General features: G+C 73.7%; 18 protein-coding genes. 11 read left to right on the top strand and 7 right to left on the bottom strand.

Going from position 1 to position 17,359, the window contains the following annotated elements; all coding sequences use genetic code 11:
- From IEZ12_RS38550 to IEZ12_RS17415, 4 genes are all read right to left on the bottom strand, one after another.
- The coding region (locus tag IEZ12_RS38550) for a bifunctional ornithine acetyltransferase/N-acetylglutamate synthase (RefSeq protein ID WP_229847623.1) at nucleotides 1-416 on the bottom strand (416 nt) is incomplete at its 3' end.
- Entirely contained in the window at nucleotides 413-1,441 is a 1,029-nt protein-coding gene (gene argC / locus IEZ12_RS17425) for an N-acetyl-gamma-glutamyl-phosphate reductase (protein ID WP_189272839.1), read from the bottom strand. The genes IEZ12_RS38550 and argC, both read right to left, overlap by 4 nt.
- A 240-nt stretch (nucleotides 1,442-1,681) precedes the next feature.
- Nucleotides 1,682-2,926 (bottom strand): tetratricopeptide repeat protein, encoded by a 1,245-nt coding sequence (locus IEZ12_RS17420; RefSeq protein WP_189272838.1) that lies wholly within the window; start codon nucleotides 2,924-2,926, stop codon nucleotides 1,682-1,684.
- 35 nt (nucleotides 2,927-2,961) lie between these two features.
- The gene (locus IEZ12_RS17415; protein ID WP_189272837.1) at nucleotides 2,962-3,357 is read right to left on the bottom strand and encodes a hypothetical protein; all 396 of its coding nucleotides are present in this window, start codon (nucleotides 3,355-3,357) and stop codon (nucleotides 2,962-2,964) included.
- Here IEZ12_RS17415 and IEZ12_RS40905 point away from each other — a divergent pair.
- From IEZ12_RS40905 to IEZ12_RS17400, 4 genes are all read left to right on the top strand, one after another.
- Nucleotides 3,295-3,798 (top strand): NsdA family TPR-like regulatory protein, encoded by a 504-nt coding sequence (locus IEZ12_RS40905; RefSeq protein ID WP_505744217.1) that lies wholly within the window; start codon nucleotides 3,295-3,297, stop codon nucleotides 3,796-3,798. The genes IEZ12_RS17415 and IEZ12_RS40905 overlap by 63 nt on opposite strands.
- A 247-nt stretch (nucleotides 3,799-4,045) precedes the next feature.
- Complete coding sequence (locus IEZ12_RS17410) at nucleotides 4,046-4,210, top strand: hypothetical protein (protein WP_189272836.1); 165 nt, start codon at nucleotides 4,046-4,048, stop codon at nucleotides 4,208-4,210.
- Between the two features lie 188 nt (nucleotides 4,211-4,398).
- Nucleotides 4,399-5,139 carry a VOC family protein gene (locus tag IEZ12_RS17405; protein WP_189272835.1) on the top strand — a complete coding sequence of 247 codons (741 nt, stop codon included), beginning with the start codon at nucleotides 4,399-4,401 and terminating at the stop codon, nucleotides 5,137-5,139.
- A 76-nt stretch (nucleotides 5,140-5,215) separates the two neighbouring features.
- Entirely contained in the window at nucleotides 5,216-6,346 is a 1,131-nt protein-coding gene (locus IEZ12_RS17400; protein WP_189272834.1) for a WD40 repeat domain-containing protein, read from the top strand.
- A 57-nt stretch (nucleotides 6,347-6,403) separates the two neighbouring features.
- On the opposite strand, the gene IEZ12_RS17395 is transcribed toward IEZ12_RS17400, so the two are convergent.
- A complete protein-coding gene (locus IEZ12_RS17395; RefSeq protein WP_189272833.1) occupies nucleotides 6,404-6,874 on the bottom strand; it encodes a hypothetical protein in 471 nt (156 codons plus the stop codon).
- A gap of 389 nt (nucleotides 6,875-7,263) precedes the next feature.
- Complete coding sequence (locus IEZ12_RS17390; protein ID WP_189272832.1) at nucleotides 7,264-8,112, bottom strand: universal stress protein; 849 nt, start codon at nucleotides 8,110-8,112, stop codon at nucleotides 7,264-7,266.
- Nucleotides 8,113-8,433: 321 nt separating this feature from the next.
- Between IEZ12_RS17390 and IEZ12_RS17385 the strand changes: the two genes are divergently transcribed.
- From IEZ12_RS17385 to mgtA, 3 genes are all read left to right on the top strand, one after another.
- The gene (locus tag IEZ12_RS17385) at nucleotides 8,434-9,306 is read left to right on the top strand and encodes a universal stress protein (RefSeq protein WP_189272831.1); all 873 of its coding nucleotides are present in this window, start codon (nucleotides 8,434-8,436) and stop codon (nucleotides 9,304-9,306) included.
- A 205-nt stretch (nucleotides 9,307-9,511) separates the two neighbouring features.
- On the top strand, nucleotides 9,512-10,033 hold the full coding sequence (locus tag IEZ12_RS17380) for a universal stress protein (RefSeq protein WP_189272830.1): 522 nt from the start codon (nucleotides 9,512-9,514) through the stop codon (nucleotides 10,031-10,033).
- Between the two features lie 32 nt (nucleotides 10,034-10,065).
- Nucleotides 10,066-12,723, top strand: coding sequence for a magnesium-translocating P-type ATPase (gene mgtA, locus IEZ12_RS17375; RefSeq protein ID WP_189272829.1), 2,658 nt, complete (start codon nucleotides 10,066-10,068; stop codon nucleotides 12,721-12,723).
- A gap of 174 nt (nucleotides 12,724-12,897) precedes the next feature.
- On the opposite strand, the gene IEZ12_RS17370 is transcribed toward mgtA, so the two are convergent.
- Complete coding sequence (locus tag IEZ12_RS17370; protein WP_189272828.1) at nucleotides 12,898-13,890, bottom strand: LacI family DNA-binding transcriptional regulator; 993 nt, start codon at nucleotides 13,888-13,890, stop codon at nucleotides 12,898-12,900.
- A gap of 235 nt (nucleotides 13,891-14,125) precedes the next feature.
- On the opposite strand from IEZ12_RS17370, the gene IEZ12_RS17365 reads away from it, so the two are divergent.
- From IEZ12_RS17365 to IEZ12_RS38545, 4 genes are all read left to right on the top strand, one after another.
- Nucleotides 14,126-15,037 (top strand): ribokinase, encoded by a 912-nt coding sequence (locus IEZ12_RS17365; RefSeq protein ID WP_189272827.1) that lies wholly within the window; start codon nucleotides 14,126-14,128, stop codon nucleotides 15,035-15,037.
- A gap of 127 nt (nucleotides 15,038-15,164) precedes the next feature.
- Complete coding sequence (locus tag IEZ12_RS17360; protein WP_043908672.1) at nucleotides 15,165-16,511, top strand: NtaA/DmoA family FMN-dependent monooxygenase; 1,347 nt, start codon at nucleotides 15,165-15,167, stop codon at nucleotides 16,509-16,511.
- 45 nt (nucleotides 16,512-16,556) lie between these two features.
- A complete protein-coding gene (locus IEZ12_RS17355) occupies nucleotides 16,557-17,072 on the top strand; it encodes a flavin reductase family protein (RefSeq protein WP_189272826.1) in 516 nt (171 codons plus the stop codon).
- The coding region (locus IEZ12_RS38545) for a riboflavin kinase (RefSeq protein WP_229847622.1) at nucleotides 17,065-17,359 on the top strand (295 nt) is incomplete at its 3' end. The genes IEZ12_RS17355 and IEZ12_RS38545, both read left to right, overlap by 8 nt.

Raw genomic sequence — 17,359 nt, 5'->3', positions numbered from 1 at the left:
CTGAGCGCCTTGGCGGCCTGCTCGATGCCGGGCAGCAGCTTGTCCATCGGCAGTCGGACGCCGATCAGGCCGGTGGAGCAGACCGCGACCTCGATCGCGCCGACGCCGAGCTCGGCGGCGACCTTCTCTGCGGTGGCGTGGGTGTCCTGGAAGCCCTCGGGGCCGGTGCAGGCGTTCGCGCCACCGGAGTTGAGGACGACGGCGGCCAGCTCGCCGTCCTTCAGCACCTGCCGGGACCACTTGACCGGCGCGGCGTGCACCCGGTTGGAGGTGAACACGCCGGCCGCGGCGTGCAGCGGGCCGTCGTTGACGACCAGCGCCAGGTCCGAGGCGCCGGACGCCTTGAGGCCGGCGGTGACGCCCGCCGCGCGGAAGCCCTTCGCCGCGGTGACGCCGAGGTTCTGAGTGTCCGTCATGGTGCGACTCCGTTCAGCGGGAGGCCGAGCTCCTCGGGGAGGCCGAGGGCGATGTTCATGCTCTGCACCGCGCCGCCGGCGGTGCCCTTCACCAGGTTGTCGATCGCGCTGATCGCGATGATCCGCCCGGCGTGCTCGTCCAGCACCACCTGCAGCACGGCCGCGTTCGACCCGTAGACGGACGAGGTGTGCGGCCACTGGCCCTCGGGGAGCAGGTGGACGAACGGCTCGTCGCCGTACGCCTCCTGGTACGCGGCCCTGAGCTTCTCGGCCGTGGTGCCGGGCTTCGCCTTGGCGGAGCAGGTGGCGAGGATGCCGCGCGGCATCGGCGCGAGCGTCGGGGTGAAGGAGACGGTGACCGGTTCGCCCGCGAGCGGGGTCAGGTTCTGCGCCATCTCCGGAGTGTGCCGGTGGCCGCCGCCGACGCCGTACGGGCTCATCGAGCCCATCACCTCGCTGCCCAGCAGGTGCGACTTGGCGGCCTTGCCCGCGCCGGAGGTGCCGGACGCGGCGGTGATCACGGCCTCCGGCTCGGCCAGGCCCGCGGCGAACATCGGGAACATCGCGAGCGTCACGGCCGTCGGGTAGCAGCCCGGCACCGCGATCCGCTTGCTGCCCTTCAACGCGTCACGGTGGCCCGGCAGTTCGGGCAGGCCGTAGGGCCAGGTGCCGGCGTGCGGGGAGCCGTAGAACTGCTCCCAGTCGGCCGCCGACCTCAGCCGGTGGTCGGCGCCGAGGTCCACCACCAGGACGTCCTCGCCGAGCTGGGCGGCGAGCTCGGCGGACTGGCCGTGCGGCAGGCCGAGGAACACGATGTCGTGCCCCGCCAGCGTCTGCGGGTTCGTCGGCTCCAGCACCCGGTCGGCCAGCCCGATCAGGTGCGGCTGCAGCGCACCGAAGCGCTGCCCCGCGTTGGAGCCGCCGGTCAGCGCCCCGATCTCCACCTCCGGATGCCCTTGCAGCAGGCGCAGCACCTCGCCGCCCGCATACCCGCTCGCTCCGGCGACGGCAACTCGCAATACCATGGCATTCCTTCCTGAAGGCCCAGCATGAATATACGCAGCGCAGCAAAATCATGCAAGATTGCTCCTGGCTGCCCACTGTCATTTCCGGGCCCTAACCTGCGGCCATCACCGAACTCGCAGCACTGGCCCGCACCCCGGGCCACGAAGACTTCCCCGCAGAGGCCCTGACCTACGGTGACACCCCGGGGCATTCAGGGAGATCGAGCCAACGTCAACGCAAAGCGCAGGCGCTCACCCCACTCAGCGCGGGGCCGCCGGGAGGTGAGCAGCCGAACGCTTGGCCGCATCACGCGCACGGAATCCGAAGCTGATGAGGACCACGCGCTCTCCGGCGCCGAGGGGAGTCCTTCCGTGCGGGGTGATCGCCCCATCGAACACAACGCACTCGCCCGCTGCGAGATCGCACGCACGGTAGCCGTCAGCGCCGATGAAGACGGTAGTGCTCACAGTGGAAGCCGCGGCGGGACGCTCGTGCTTGAGACACAGGATCAGATTGGCCTCACCGAACCCGAACTCGTCCACGTGGAAGTCGAGGAACTGCCCCTCCTCCAGATAGGCGATGTAGACGCCGTTGTGCGGCTGCTCCACCTCCAGGCCGGTGGACTCCGCGACGACTGCGGCGAGATCCACTTGCCCGGCGAAGCGGTTCGCGGCGTCGCCCACGGCCGCGTTCCACTTGCCGTTGTGGAGGTATCCGTCGGCGGTCAGGGCCTCCTCAGCCTCCTGCGCCATAGCGGCGATCAGCTCGACCGGGAACGGCTGGTCGCGCAGGTGGCGCGGGCGCACCCGCTGATGCACGGTCAGCCCGCGCACGACGCTCCGGATGGCCGGGAAGTCTTCTGCCCACCGGTCCGGGGTCCGGGCCGTGGTGTTGGACTGGAGCCATGAAGTCCACCGGCCGCTCCACTGACGGGGCACGACGTTGTCCGCCCCCGGCGCGGCGGCTTGCTCGATCAGCAGCTCCACCTGCGAGAGTGCTGCCCGTGTGGACCCGATCAGCTCGGTGTCCCCCTTGGCGATCCGCAGACGCAGCGCTTCCCGGAGGTGGGCCTCGGCGCCGGCGAGGTCACCGCGCTCCATCAGATACTTGCCGGTGTGCTGGAGCGCGAAGTCCACCAGTTCCGGGTGTTGGCTTCGCGCAGTGCCCAGGGCGCTGCGGTAGAGCGCATCCGCAGTCCGCATGTCACCGGCGTAGCGGTGGGCGTCGCCGAGGTTGAGCCCGGTGGCGACGACCGCTCGGGTGTTGCCGCTCGCTGCGGCCAAGTCGAGCGACTGCCGCAGGAACGAAAGGGCCTCCTCGTGGTGACCCAGGCACATCTGACCGACGCCGATCCATCTGGTCAGGACCCGGACACGGGCTGGGTCGGCCCCATCGGGCAAGGCCCTTAGATCTTCATGGAGTTGGCCAACCGCAGTCGTCAACTTGCCCCGGTCGGTCGGGACCATCCGCAGGCCGGCGTCCTGTGTGATGAGGTGCTGGAGCACCGGACCCTCCTCGTTCGGTTCTGCTCAGGGTGGCACTACAGCCGGTCGGTCTGGCGGCGCAGGTCGGCCAGCAGCTCCACTCCGTGCGGGGTGAAGTTCTCACTCAGGAGTTCGAGTTCGCGCATGAGGTAGCGGACAGCGGGAAGGCCCTCGTCGTAGGCGGCCTGGAAGCACGCGCGCTCGTTGGCGGTCAGGTCGTCGCGGTCCAGCTCGGTGCGGCGGAACCTCAGCAGCTGGTTGTAGACACCGGTCGCGTGGAAGGCCCGGCCCACCTCCCAGAACTGGTTGCGCGCGACGCCCTGACCCGCTCGCCACTTGATCTCGATCTTCGGGGACTCCTTGGACGAGTACCCGTCTGCGAAGACCTGGTGCTGAAGGACGTGGAAGCTGATCGACTGGTGCGTTCCCTCGTGGAGCAGGTTCTCCGCCAAGAAGCGCCGCAGCGGCGCTACTGGCGGCCGAGGACGCCATGCTGGACACCACGGGCTCCGCCGGCGTCTTTCACGGCCGCCACCGGGCCGGTAGCGGCAACCGTCGCTTCTCACACCGCCAAAACCCTGGTCGAGCTGAAAGACCACCAGGCGGCCGAACGCCACCACCGCACCGCTCTCGCCGGTCGTGACCCCGAGGCGTTCCGGCGCATTCACGCCCTGACGCTCGGGAACCTGGCGCGGTCCGTCGCTGCCCAGCGCCGCCACGACGAGGCTGTGGGGATTTGGGGTCAGTCCCTGGATTTCATGGACGGAGTCGCCTCGGACCGACACAAGAAGCACCTTCACAAAGTCCGTACCACAATGACCAGTTGGGCCCGACGCGGCATCCCGGGCGCCGCGGACCTGGGGCAGCGCGCTGCCGAACTCGTCCGAGCCTGACCCCGCCTGTCCGGCCCCGTTGGCAGATCCTCGTCGGAGCCTGCTACGCGGTCCGCCACTCCCCCCGTACGCCGAACGACTGCCGACCGCGGACCGACGGGCTCACCCGGTTCCGGTCGCGTGACCGCTGGGCCGTCCCGCACCACCGCACCGCGAAGCAGAACCCCCTCGCCCGTCCGGGACCGACCCGGGCGGGGCATTCTCGGCCCTGCCGTAGAACCGCTGGTTCCCCGCGGGAACGGAGGAGGTGCCGCAGGAGGACGACCTGGAGGGGCACCTCGCCACCACCGACGGCACTCGCACCTGGACCGGCGCCGACCTCGCCATGGTGACCGGAACCTCCTCCGGCGATCCGACCTGGCTGCAGCTCCAGGCCGCCCTCAACCGGGCCCGGGGCGTTCGGGCGACCTGACACCGCGCCGGTCGATTCGCGTCCCCGTCGATGACCTGGACGCGCGACGCCGACCGGTTCGGTGTCGGGGCGGGTGACCGCGGCCACCAGGGGTGACGGCAGGGCGGTGGCCGCCGCAGGCCGTACGGGCGCGGCCCGTACGGCCTGGTCGGCCCGGGTGGCGGGTCGCGGTGCATAGGATCGCCGACATGGCGCTGCGACCCGCTCATGTGATCATCAAGGCTCTCGACCCGGTGGCGGTCGGCCGGTTCTGGGCGCAGGCGCTCGGCTGGACCGCCCACCATCCGGGCGTCACCACGTACGTCGCCCCGCCCGGCGAACTGGTCTGGCCGGACCCGGTCGCCGTCGGCCTCGACCTGGTGCCCGTCCCGGAGGGCAAGGGACCGGCCAAGAACCGCATGCACCTCGACCTCGCCAGCACCTCCCCCGCCCACCAGGCGGAACTGGTCGCCCACCTGCTGGCGCTCGGCGCGGCGCCCGTCGACCTGGGGCAGGGCGAGGTGCCGTGGACGGTGCTCGCCGACCCCGAGGGCAACGAGTTCTGCGTGCTGGAGCCCCGTGAGATCTATCGGGACACCGGCCCGGTCGCCGCGATCGTGGTGGACTGCGCCGACCCCCGGGGGATGGCCCGCTTCTGGGGCGAGGCGATCGGCTGGACGGTCCACGAGGTCGCCGACGACCAGGCGACCCTGCGCTCCCCCGCCGGTACCGGCCCCTACCTGGAGTTCCTCCGCTCCACCGACGCCCGCACGGCCTCCGACCGCCTCCACCTCGACCTGCTGCCCCAGCCCGGCGACGACCAGTCCACGGAGGTCGCCCGCCTCCGGGCCCTCGGCGCGACCGATCTCGACGTCGGCCAGGGCGACGTGCCGTGGACGGTGCTCGCCGACCCCGAGGGCAACGAGTTCTGCGTGCTGGCCCCGCATTGACGCCGGTCCGTCAGGACGGCACGTCCGCCCTGCGCCCTCACCTGACGTCGTCACACCCCGCCGCTACGGTGCCGCCATGACCGAACTCGCCGTGCTGGCCCGCCTGTCGGCCGACTCCCAGTACCCCGTCGAACAGCTCGTCCGCCACCCCCGGCTCCCGCTGGTGGCCGGCACCGCGGCGAAGAGCCGGCTGGTCCGGGTCTGGGACTGCGGCGACGGGCGGCTGCGCGAGCTCGCGCCCGTCGACCTGGGGCCGGCCCGGGAGCCGGACCCCGCCGAGTGGTGGCGCTCCGAGACTGCTCCGCCGGTGGCGTGGCACCCGGAGCAGCCGCTGCTGGTCGTCGCCGACGGCGACACCTTGACGCGGTGGACGCCTGACGGCCCGGCGGCGCCCGAGCAGGTCTCGGCCGCTTACCTCCATCTGGCGTTCAGCCCCGACGGCCGCACCCTGTGGGCGAAGCCGTCCGGCGATTCCTCGGACGCGCTCGACCTCGCCACCGGCAGCGCCGTCCCGGCCCCCTACTGGGACACGGGTGTCGCCGTCCACCCGTCCGGCGAGCTGGTCGCCACCCTGGTCAGCGACCAGTCCGCCACCTTCTGCCTGTTCGCCCGGCCCAGGGCCGAACCCCCGGCGGCGATGCGGCAGTTGCGGCACGCGCTGGTCCTGGCCGCCGACGGCTACGGCACTCCGCTGTTCAGCGCCGACGGCCGGCACCTCGCCGTCCGCGGCAACGCGTACGTCGACTCGCTGGACGTCTTCGCCTTCCCCTCCCTGCGGAGGGTCCTGACGAGGACGCTCGCCGAGGACGACGCGCAGCGGTGGCCGGACGAGAACCTCGCCTGGGGCGTCCGGCCCGGTGTGCTGTGGATCGGCACCCCGACCGGCTCACTGCTCGAACTCGACGTCGAGACGCGGGAGACCGTCGAGCACCCGTCCCCGGCCGGCGCCCCGATCTCCGCGCTGACCGCCACCGCGAGCGGCGACCTGCTGGTCGCCCACGCGGACGGCGCACTCGCCCTGCTGTCGGCGGGGCCCGCAACTCCCGCCCCCGAAGCGGTGGATGACGTCACGGTGTTCCTGGCGGGAACGGAAGAGGTGCCGCCGGCGGGCGAGTTGGAGGAGCACCTGGTGTACACCGACGGCTCCGGGATCTGGGAGTCCGAGGACCCCGACGCCGCCGAGGCGGCCGGCCGGCCCCTGCCGTGACGCAGTTCGCCGGGCCGCGCCGAGAAGCGTCTCGGCACGGCCCGGCGAACGGAACGGTCAGGAATCCGGCTGGGTGATCGTCAGGCCCCAGTGCACGTCGGGGGCCGAGGTCTCCACGCCGACGCTGAGCGAGGAGATCCGGTCGACTGGCACCACGGCGGAGCCGCGGCCGATGGTGTCGGCCGGGCAGGCCACGGTGAACTCGACCGGGGTGGTGCCGCCGCCGAAGCTGACGTGCACCTCGCCCGCTCCGCCGCTGCCGCCCTGGCAGCCGACCGTGACGGTGACGGGCGGGCCGGACATGTTGAGGCCGGCGCCGACCGCGCCGCCGTTGCCGATCCAGTCCGGGATCCAGATGAATCCGTCCGGCCCGGGGTGCGGCAGGATCTCCCCCGTCCCGGGCGTGCCGTACTCGGGTTCCCCGCTCTGCCCGGCCATCGCCGGCCCCGCCGCCACCACGACAGCCGGCCCCGCCGCCACCACGACGGCCGCCGCTGCGGCCACCCAGGCGAAAGTCGCGCGCCTCATCTGTTTCTCCCCTCCGTCACCACCGGGCCCCGAAGTCCCGACGTGCCCGAACAGTCTCATCCGGCACTGACAGCACTCGCTTGAGTACGGGTACTCAAGTCACCGGTTCGGGGCCCGACCGGTTCCGGGTGCCGGCGCGGATGCGGGCGGGGCGCGGTAGTGACGGCCGACAGCGCCCTGCGGGCGGGGATCCGGTCACCGAGCAGCTCGGCGAAGTCCTCGGACGTCATGCCGAACTGCCGGGCGTCCTGCCAACCTGCCGGACCGCCCCCGGCCGGTTCACCGGTGCTCGCGCTGTTCGCCCGGCCGCCGGTCCGTTTGACGTGCCGTCAGGCCGGCCCGGCTCCGGATCCAAGGCACGGTGGTGACCGGCGGGCAGGTGCGTCGGGTCAGTCGTGCGGGACGATGGCGACCGGCGACTTGGCGTGGTGGCTGACCGCGTGGGCGACCCGGCCCAGGCGGTGGCGGCGGCGGCCGACCACCACCAGGGCGGCGCCGGCGGAAGCGTCCACCACCGCCCCGGCACCGCTGCCGATCCGGCTGTCCTCGACCACCGTGACCTGCGGGTACTTGGCCCGCCACGCGCCGAGCCCCTGGGTGAGCAGCTCCGCCTCAAGGACGCGGAACTGCTCGGCCTCGGTCTCCGGCGCCACCCAGCCCGCGTAGCCCCAGACCGGGGGCGGAGTCCAGCCGTGAACCACGCGCAGCACCGCGCCGCGGGCCTCGGCCGCGCGGAAGGCGAAATCGACGACGGCGTCCGCCGGGGCACGGGTGTCGATCCCGACGACCACCTCGCCGGGGGCCTCGCCCGGCTTCGGCTGCGCGGCCCGCACCAGCACGACCGGCACCTCGCAGCGCGCCGCGACGTCGAGGCCTATCGACCCCACCAGCAGGCCCTCGAAGCGGCCCAAGCCCAGCGAACCGACGGCGAGCAGCTCCGCGTCGGCCGCGGCGGCGACCAGGTCGGCGGCGGGCTCGCCGCCGGTCAGCAGGCCGGTGTGCAGCTCCAGCCCGGGATGGGCGTCGCGCACCTGCTTCGCGGTGTCGGCCAGCATGCGCTCCGCCAGGGTGCGCACGGACGCCGGCTGGCTGGGATCGGCGTGCAGGTCGTCCTCCCAGGTCCAGGCGTGGACGAGGCGCAGGGCGAGGCCGCGGCGCAGCGCCTCGTCGGCCGCCCAGTGCGCTGCGGCGGTGCTCTCGGCCGAACCGTCGGTGCCGGCCAGAACGAACGTGCCCATGGCGGTGTCCCTGCTCTCCGTTGCTCGGGGCGGCCCCGGGCGCGGTCGCCGGGGGCCTGCAGCCATCCTGGCCGGGGCGCGCTCTCCGGGGCGAGGGCCTGCCCGGCCCATGGTCCGGGCCCATGGTCCCGGCCGGTCGGGACAACCGGTGCGGGCCGTCCGGCGAGGCCGTCCCGGATGGGCGACGGCCTGCGGGACCTTCGGAACCGGCCGGAGACTTCCGACCTCTGTCCGGACGGCCGGGGCTGCGGCGACGCTGTTGGGAGCACGAGGCCGGGCGAACCGCCGCCCGGACCATCCGCACCCCCTGGAGGTCCACCCATGTGCGATTCCGTCGTGGCCGGCGTCGACGGCTCGGCCGAGAGCGCCGCAGCGGCCCGCTGGGCGGCGGCCGACGCGCTCCGGCGCGGCGTCGCCCTCCGGCTGGTGACCGTGGTGTCACCGTCGGGCAGCGCCTTCGGGCACCGTGAACCGGCCGGGCACCGACTGCCGGAGTTCGCGACGACGCTCCGGGCCGAGCTCGTGCACGCCCTGCCGGGGCTGGACGTCTCGTGCGAGGCGATCCCCGGTGAGCCGTGGTCCGTGCTGGCCGCCGCCGGTGAGAAGCAGTGGCTGCTGGTGCTCGGTTCCCGGGGTTCGGGCCGGCTCGCCGGGCGGCTCCTCGGTTCCGTCGCGCTGCGCACGGCCGCGGAGGCGCGGTGCCCGGTCGTCCTGGTGCCGGAAGGCGCCGCGGACCCGGACGGCTCCGGCGAGGTCGTGGTCGGTGCGAGCGGCGAGCGGCCGTCCGGCGCCGTCCTCGGGTTCGCCTTCGAGGAGGCCGCCCGGCGCGGGGCCGTACTGCGGGCCCTGGAGGGCGGGGCCGAATCGCACGGGCCGCTGCGGACCGACGCCCCGATCGGGCCGGCGGAGGTCCGGCGGTCGCTGGTGGAGGCGAAGACGGTCCGCTTGCAGGACGCGCTGGCCCCCTGGCAGGAGAAGTTCCCCGAGGTGCGCACGGTGGCGGAGGTGACCGGCTGGGGCGCGTCCCGGGCACTGCTGGAGGCGTCGCGCGGCGCGGCCCTGGTGGTCCTGGGCCGGCGCGCCCCCGCGCATCCGCTGGCCGCGCCGCACCTGGGACACCTGGCACACGCGGTCGTCCACCACGCCCACGGCCCGGTGGCGGTCGTCCCGCACGACGCGGCGCAGCGCCGGTGACCAGCGGCCCGGAGCGGCCGGGGACCTTCTGCCCGCCGCGCATGCCCCGCTCGACCCCTGTGGACGGCGGGCGCGGGCGGTGTGATGGACCTGTGCCGCACCGACATCCACGCCGCCCGCGGCGACCGGCCGGTGCAGCCCGGCGACCTGCGCGCCCGAACCGCACCGCGCAACCCGACAACCCATCGATCGGAAGGACAACGGCATGAACGGGACCGGCAGCACGGCCGAGCGGCGCATCGTGGTGGGGGTGGACGGCTCGGAGTCGTCCCGGTCCGCGCTGCGCTGGGCCGTACGCCAGGCGGCTCTGACGGGTGCCACCGTGGAAGCGGTGACCACCTGGGAGTATCCGGCCGTCTACGGCTGGGAAATGCCGCTGAGCGACGCGGACTTCAGCACGGCGGCCGAGCAGACGCTCGCCCAGGTCGTCGAGGAGGAGGGCGACCCGGCCCACCCGGTCGAGATCGGCCGCCGGGTGGAACGCGGCAACGCGGCCCGCGTCCTGCTGGACGCCGCCGAGGGCGCCGAACTCCTGGTCATCGGCAGCCGCGGCCACGGGGGCTTCACCGGGGCGCTGCTCGGCTCGGTCGGCCAGCACTGCGTCCACCACGCCACCTGCCCGGTCGTCGTCGTCCGGGACACCGCGCACCAGGACACCGCCCACGACACCGCGCCCCAGGACACCGCCCGCGCCGAGCACGCCGACGTGCCGGCCGCCGGTCGGTGACCCGTACCCCTGACCGACAGGAGTTCCAGCCGATGCACCGGACCCTCACCCGGCCGGACCCGGTGCGTCCGGTTGTCGAGCAGCAGGACGCCGCCGCCGGGATGCCCGCCCGCCAGGCCGCCACGCAGGACGCCGCCCAGGTGCTCGCCCGCCTGGACAGCACCCGCGCCGGGCTGTCCGGCGCGGAGGCCGGGCGGCGGCTCGCCGCCGTCGGCCCCAACGCGGTCCGCACCCACCGGGTGCGGGCCCTGGCGGTGCTCGGCCGCCAGCTGCGCAGCGCCCTGCTGCTCCTGCTGCTGGCCGCCGCGGTGGTGTCGTTCTTCTTCGGCGAGCGCACCGACGCGGTGATCATCGGCGTGATCCTGCTGCTGAGCGTCGCCCTCGGCTTCGCCAACGAGTACCGGGCCGAGCGGGCCGCGCAGGCCCTGCACTCGCAGGTGCGGCGCACCGCCGTGGTGCTGCGCGACGGCCACGAGCAGGAGGTGGACGTCACCGGCCTGGTCCCCGGCGACGTGGTGCGGCTGGCCCTCGGCCGGATCGTGCCCGCCGACGTGCGGGTCCTGGAGCGCACCGGCCTCCAGTGCGACGAGAGCATCCTCACCGGCGAATCCGCCCCGGTGGACAAGGACCTGGCAGCGGTGGACGGCGAACCGGAGCTGGCGGAACTGTCGTGCTGCGCGCTGATGGGCACGGTGGTGCACGCGGGCAGCGGCACCGGGGTGGTCGTCGCCACCGGCGGGCGCGCCGAGTTCGGCCGGATCGCGCTCGGTCTCGGGGACCGGCAGCCGGAGACCGCGTTCCAGGTCGGCCTGCGCCGATTCTCGGTGCTGCTGCTCCAGGTCGCCGCCGTCCTCACCACCGGCATCTTCGTGATCAACACGGTGCTGCACCGGCCGCTGCTGGACGCGCTGTTGTTCTCGCTGGCCATCGCCGTCGGGATCACCCCGCAGCTGCTGCCCGCCGTGGTCAGCACCAGCCTGGCAGCGGGCTCCCGCCGCCTCGCCCGCCGCAAGGTCCTGGTCAAGCGCCTGGTGTGCATCGAGGACCTCGGCGACATGGACATCCTGGTGACCGACAAGACCGGCACCCTCACCGAGGGCCGGATCACCTTCGAGAGCGCCCTCGACCCCGCCGGCGCCGCCGGGGAGGACGTGCTGCTGCTCGGGCTGCTCGCCACCGAAGGGGACCTGGACGGCGACCACCTGGGCGACAACCCCCTGGACACCGCTCTCTGGCAGGCCCCCGGTGCCGCCGGGTTGACGGCCGGGCACCTGCGGCTGGCCGGCCTTCCCTTCGACCACGAGCGTCAGCTCTCCTCCGCCCTCCTCCAGCGGCCCGACGGTACCCGGGTGCTCGTCACCAAGGGCGCGCCGGAGGCCGTGCTGGCCCGCTGTGCCGCCGTCCCCGCCGACGCCGCCCCCGTACTGGCCGGCCTCTTCGCCGCCGGCCACCGGGTCGTCGCGGTGGCGGCCAAGGACGCCGGCGGCCTCGACGCGATCGCGGTGCCGGACGAGAGCGGGCTGGAGCTGGCCGGGTTCCTGGTCTTCCGCGACCCGCCCAAACAGGGCGCCGCCGAGTCGCTGCGCCGGCTCGCCGACCTCGGCATCACCGTCAAGATCTGCACCGGCGACAATCCGGTGGTGGCCGAGAAGGTGTGCGCCGACCTCGGGCTGCCCGCCGGGACCACCCTCACCGGCCGGGAGGTCTCCGCCATGAGCGACGAGCAACTGGCCGACGCCGCCGCCGGGGCCACCGTCTTCGCCCGGGTCTCCCCGGACGACAAGGCCCGCGTCGTGCGCGCCCTGCGCGGCAGCGGCCGGGCCGTGGGCTTCCTCGGCGACGGCGTCAACGACGCGCTGGCCCTGCACGCCGCCGACATCGGCGTCTCCGTGGACAGCGCCACCGACGTGGCCAAGGACGCCGCCGACGCCGTCCTGCTGGAGAAGGACCTCGGCGTGCTCGCCGAGGGCGTCGCCGAGGGCCGACGGATCTTCGCCAACACGATCAAGTACGTGCTGATGGGCACCTCCAGCAACTTCGGCAACATGTTCAGCGCTGCCGGCGCCTCCTTGGTGCTGCCGTTCCTGCCGATGCTGCCCTCGCAGATCCTGCTCAACAACCTCCTCTACGACAGCGGCCAGCTCACCATCCCCACCGACCGGGTCGACGACGAGCAGCTGCACGCCCCCTCGCACTGGGACATCGCCTTCATCCGCCGCTTCATGCTGTGCTTCGGCCCGGTCAGCTCGCTCTTCGACTTCCTCACCTTCTGGGTGATGCTCGGCGTCTTCCACGCCGGGCCCGAACTGTTCCGCTCCGGCTGGTTCGTGGAGTCCCTCGCGACCCAGGCCCTGGTGATCTTCGCCATCCGCACCCACCGGATCCCGTTCCTGCGCAGCCGCCCGAGCATCCCGCTGCTGGCCGCGTCGCTCGGCGTGGTGGCCCTGGGCGTCGCGCTCCCGTTCTCGCCCGTGGCCGCGACATTGGGATTCACGGCTCTCCCGCCCGCCTTCTTCCTCGCCCTGGTGACGATGGTCGTCGTCTACCTCGTGCTGATCGAGGGGGTCAAGCGGTGGTTCTTCTCCCGCCCCGCCACCGCGGAGGCGCCGCGCGCACCCCGCCTCCGGCAGCAGGCCCACCGCATCCACCGCAGGGCCGGCCACTTCAGCCACCCCGGTCCGCTGACCTGATCCGGGACGTCCGCCTGATCCGGGACGTCGGCCCGGGCCGGGACGCGCCGAGGACGGCGGCCGGCGCGCAGGCGGGCGAGCACGAGGGTGGCGGCCGCATCGGGGTCCACCGGTGTTCGGCCCGCCGGGGAGGTGACCGCCGTTCGACCGGGCGGGCGCCCGCCCGGCGCGCCGTCAGGCGTTCGCGTCGGTCGAGGCCCGGACGACCAGTTGCGGGGCGAAGCGCTCCACGCTCTCCGCCCGTTCCCTGGCGGGGGCCTGAAGCAGCGTCAGGGTGCGTTCGGCCATCGCGGTGAGCGGGTGGCGGATGGAGGTGATCGGCGGGTCGAGGAGTTCGAGTATCTCGGTGTCGTCGAAGCCGGTGACGGCGATCTCCCCGGGCACCGACACGGCCGAGCGCTGCAGGGTGGAGACCAGGCCGACGGCGAGGACGTCCGCTCCGCAGACGACGGCGTCGATCTCGTTGCGCTGTGCGGCGATCCGTCGCGCGGCGGTGCGGCCGGCGTCGGTGGTGAAGCTGGGGAGCAGGACGGTGGCGGCGCCGGTGCCGCGGGCCTCGGTGAAGGCGGCGAGGCGTTCCGCGCCGGAGGAGGACGCCTGGTCGGCGGCGACCAGGGCGATCCGGTGGCGGCCGAGGGTGTCGAGGTGGTCGAGGAGCAGGCGCATCGCGGCGGCGTTGTCGAGGGTGACGGCGACCGTCCCGGAGCCGCTCGCCCAGCGGTCGAACAGGACCAGGGGCGCCCGTTTGGCGGCGGCCCGGACGGCGGGGCCGGAGGCGGCGGCGGAGACGGGGACCACGACCAGCCCGTCGACCCGTCCGCCGAGCAGGGTCTCGATCTGTTCGGCCTCGATCTCCACCGAGTTCGCGGCGTCGGAGACGACCAGCTGTCCGCCGGCGGCGCGGACCTGCTGGGCGATGGCGTCGGCGAGTTGGACGAAGTAGGGGTTGGCGAGAGAGGGGACGACCACGCCGACGGTGCCGGTGGTGCCGGTGCGCAGCGCCCTCGCGGAGTGGTTGGTGCGGTAGCCGAGTTCGCGGGCGGCGTCCTCGACGCGGCGGGCGAGTTCGGGGTCGACATTGCGCGGGGTGCCGGCCAGGACGCGTGAGGCGGTCGCGCGGGAGACGCCGGCGGCGGCGGCGACGTCGAGGAGTCGGGGCGCTGTCACGTGGGGGTCCTCCCCGGTCGGGAACGGTGCCAGAAGGCGTTGTCGTAAGCGGTGTCGGTTGCGGCGCCGAGGCGGGTCCGGTGTCGAAACGGTGTCGGCGCGGTCTCGGATCGGACGGCCGCAGGCCGGGATGTCCGAGCCGGCGGAATGCGCAGCACGAGGGTACTTGACGGTCGGCGAGGGCTGGGCCAGAGTGTGGGAAATCGATCTCCCGAGGAGCTCCCAAGGAGCGCAGATGTCGTCCATCACCGTCGTCGGTTCGGTCAACCGCGATCTTGTGCTGACCGTTCAGGACCTGCCGCGACCTGGCGAGACCGTGCTTGCGGAGCGCTTCGTGGAAGGCGTCGGCGGCAAGGGCGCCAACCAGGCCGTGGCGGCTGCCCGGCTCGGTTCCCGGGTCCGGCTGGTGGCCCGGGTCGGGGCGGACGCGGAGACGATCCTGCGGGCGCTGGCCGCCGAGGGCGTGGACGTCACCGCGGTGCTCCCGGCCGCGGACGCCAGCACCGGGATCGCCTCGGTGGTCGTCGACCGGGCGGGCGAGAACACCATCGTGGTCAACCCGGGCGCGAACGCGGCGCTCACCGTCGCCGACCTGCCGGAGCACTTGTCGGGCGCGGGCGAGGTGTTGCTGGTGCAGCACGAGATCGCCCCCGAGGTGGTCGCCGCCGCGGTGCTGCGGGCCCGGGAGCAGGGCGGCACGGTCGTCCTCAACCCGGCGCCGGCCCGGCCGGTCGCGTCCGACGTGCTGGCGGCGGTCGACGTCCTGGTCCCCAATCTCGGCGAACTCGCCACCCTGCTCGACGTCGCACGGCCGACCGGCCCGGACGGCGCGCGCGACCTGCTGGAGAAGGCCGAACTGCCGTGCGGGGCCGTCGTGGTGACGCTCGGCGCGGACGGAGCGCTGGTCAAGCAACCGGGCCGCCCGGCCGTCCACCTGCCCGCACCGGTGGTGGACGCCGTCGACACCGTCGGCGCCGGCGACACCTTCTGCGGTGCGCTCGCCGACTCCCTCGCCCGCGGCGGCGACCTGCTCTCCGCCGCCGAACGCGCCGTCCGGGCGGCCTCGTTGGCCGTCACCGGGCTCGGCGCCCAGTCCTCCATGCCGACCGCGGCGCAGCTCGACTCCCCCGCCGCCGACGACTCCTGACCACCCGCAGCACCAACTCCCGCACCGTTTTCGGTTCTTGGCGGCACGGGATTCAACTCGCCTTCCGTCAGCGATTCCTGACGATCAGTCGGCTCCCCCGGCACCCCCAGTTCAACGGAGAACACCCATGCGCAGCCTCAAACTCGGACTGTTCGAGAACGCCCAGACCAACGCGAGCGGCACCGCCACCTGGCGCCACCCCGAAAGCCGCCGCCACCTGTTCGACACCCTCGGCTACTGGCGCGAGGTCGCGCAGCTCTGCGAGGACGCCAAGCTGGACTTCCTGTTCCTGGCGGACGCCTGGGGCTGGTCGGAGATCAACGGGGTGCGCCCGCCGATCGCCACCGAGGAGACCCTCGACCTGCCGCGCCTGGACCCGTTCGTGATCGCCTCGGCGCTGCTCGCCTCGACCACCGACCTGGGCCTGGTGGTGACCGGTTCGGTGCTGGTGGAGCCGCCGTACGCGTTCGCCCGCCGCCTGGCCACCCTGGACCAGCTGTCCGGCGGCCGACTGGGCTGGAACATCGTCACCACCGGCACCGCCGACACCGCCGTGAAGGCGTTCGGGATGGACATGGTGGCGCACGACGACCGGTACGCGATGGCCGAGGACTTCCTCGACCTGGTCTACAAGTACTGGGAGGGCTCCTGGGAGCCGGACGCCCTGGAGAAGGACAAGGCCGGCCGGTTCGCCGACCCGGCGAAGGTGCACCTGGTCGAGCACGAGGGCCCGTACTTCCGCTCGCACGGCTACGGCAACACGGCCCGTTCCCCGCAGGGCACTCCGGTGCTGTTCCAGGCCGGCGCGTCCCCGGCGGGCCGCCGGGTCGGCGGCCGGCACGGCGAGTGCATGTTCGTCGGCAGCGGCAGCGTCGCGCAGCTGGCGGGCCACACCAAGGCGATCCGCGAGGAGGCGGTGAAGGCCGGCCGCGCCGCCGACCAGGTCAAGATCATGTCGGCGTTCTCCTGCGTGGTCGGCGCGACCACCCAGGACGCCGAGCGCCGCTGGCAGCGGATCCTGGACGCGCAGCGCCCGGAGGTCACCGTGGCCTCGTACGCGATGTTCACCGGCCTGGACCTGTCCTCGTACGCGCCGGACACCCCGATGAGCGCGCTGTCCACCGAGATGTCGCAGACCCAGGTCGCCCGGTTCGCGGACAAGACCGTCGGCGACGTGCTCGCCGACTGGCACACCCACGGCGTCGGCGCCCGCCCGGTGGTCGGCACCGCCGAGGAGATCGCCGACGAGATCTGCGCGCTCGCCGAGGGCGCGGACCTGGACGGCTTCCTGCTCTCGCCGCCCGTGCAGCCGCACTCCACCGTCGAGTTCGTCGAGTCGGTGCTGCCGATCCTGCGCGAGCGCGGCGTGTTCCGCGGCGAGTACGAGGACGGCGAGTCGCTGCGCGAGCGCCTGACCGGCGCCGACGACCGGGCGCTGCCGGCCAGCCACCCGGCCGCCCGGTACCGCCACTGACCCCACCCCACCCCCGCCATTCGCGACGAGAGGACGGCGACGGCCATGGCCATTCCCGCCCACCACCCCACGACCGCCGAGGACTTGAGCGCGGACGCGCTGCGCCGGGCCTTCGGGGCGTACCCCACCGGCGTGGTCGCGATCGGCGCGCTGCGCGAGGGCGCACCGGACGGGTTCGCCGCGAGCTCGTTCGTGTCGATCTCGCTGGAGCCGCCGATGATCGCGGTCAGCGTGGCCCGCACCTCGACCACCTGGCCGCGCCTCGCCGACCTGCCGGTGCTGGGGCTGAGCGTGCTCAGCCACGGCCAGGGCTCACTCTGCCGGCAGCTGGCCTCACGGGCGGGCGACCGCTTCGAGGGCACCGACTGGCAGGCGACGGCGGACGGCGCGGTGCTGATCGAGGGCGCCGCGCTGTGGCTGACCGCCCGGGTCGGCGCGGTGTACGACGGCGGCGACCACGAGATCGTCCTGATGGAGCTGCTCACCACCGAGCTGTTCCCCGGCGTGGAGCCGCTGGTGTTCCACACCAGCCAGTTCCGCGAGCTGTCCCCTCATGCCTGACACCTCGCCGACCTGCCTGTCCGGCACCGTCGTCCACGGTGCCGGACGGGGCCGGGGGCTGGGCTTCCCGACCGCCAACATCTCCCCCGACCCCGGTTCGGACGTTCCGCAACCGGCCGTCTACAGCGGCTGGTTGACCCGCCCGGCCACCGGCGCCGTGCACCGCGCGACGATCAGCATCGGCACCAACCCCACCTTCGAGGACGGCCCGCGGATCCACACCGAGGTGTACTGTCACGACACCTCCGAGGACCTGTACGGCGAACGCGTCTCGCTCTGGTTCGTCG

Origin of the sequence: Kitasatospora griseola (assembly GCF_014648555.1) — a bacterium.
GTDB classification, from domain to species: Bacteria; Actinomycetota; Actinomycetes; order Streptomycetales; family Streptomycetaceae; genus Kitasatospora; species Kitasatospora griseola.
This window is presented reverse-complemented; position numbering and strand designations above follow the sequence as displayed.

Excerpts from the sequence above, each read along its gene's own strand:
- argC (WP_189272839.1), bottom strand. The coding sequence starts at position 1,441 with ATGGTATTGCGAGTTGCCGTCGCCGGAGCGAGCGGGTATGCGGGCGGC.
- IEZ12_RS17405 (WP_189272835.1), top strand. The coding sequence starts at position 4,399 with ATGGCGCTGCGACCCGCTCATGTGATCATCAAGGCTCTCGACCCGGTG.
- IEZ12_RS17400 (WP_189272834.1), top strand. The coding sequence starts at position 5,216 with ATGACCGAACTCGCCGTGCTGGCCCGCCTGTCGGCCGACTCCCAGTAC.
- IEZ12_RS17395 (WP_189272833.1), bottom strand. The coding sequence starts at position 6,874 with ATGAGGCGCGCGACTTTCGCCTGGGTGGCCGCAGCGGCGGCCGTCGTG.
- IEZ12_RS17390 (WP_189272832.1), bottom strand. The coding sequence starts at position 8,112 with ATGGGCACGTTCGTTCTGGCCGGCACCGACGGTTCGGCCGAGAGCACC.
- IEZ12_RS17385 (WP_189272831.1), top strand. The coding sequence starts at position 8,434 with ATGTGCGATTCCGTCGTGGCCGGCGTCGACGGCTCGGCCGAGAGCGCC.
- IEZ12_RS17380 (WP_189272830.1), top strand. The coding sequence starts at position 9,512 with ATGAACGGGACCGGCAGCACGGCCGAGCGGCGCATCGTGGTGGGGGTG.
- mgtA (WP_189272829.1), top strand. The coding sequence starts at position 10,066 with ATGCACCGGACCCTCACCCGGCCGGACCCGGTGCGTCCGGTTGTCGAG.
- IEZ12_RS17365 (WP_189272827.1), top strand. The coding sequence starts at position 14,126 with ATGTCGTCCATCACCGTCGTCGGTTCGGTCAACCGCGATCTTGTGCTG.
- IEZ12_RS17360 (WP_043908672.1), top strand. The coding sequence starts at position 15,165 with ATGCGCAGCCTCAAACTCGGACTGTTCGAGAACGCCCAGACCAACGCG.
- IEZ12_RS17355 (WP_189272826.1), top strand. The coding sequence starts at position 16,557 with ATGGCCATTCCCGCCCACCACCCCACGACCGCCGAGGACTTGAGCGCG.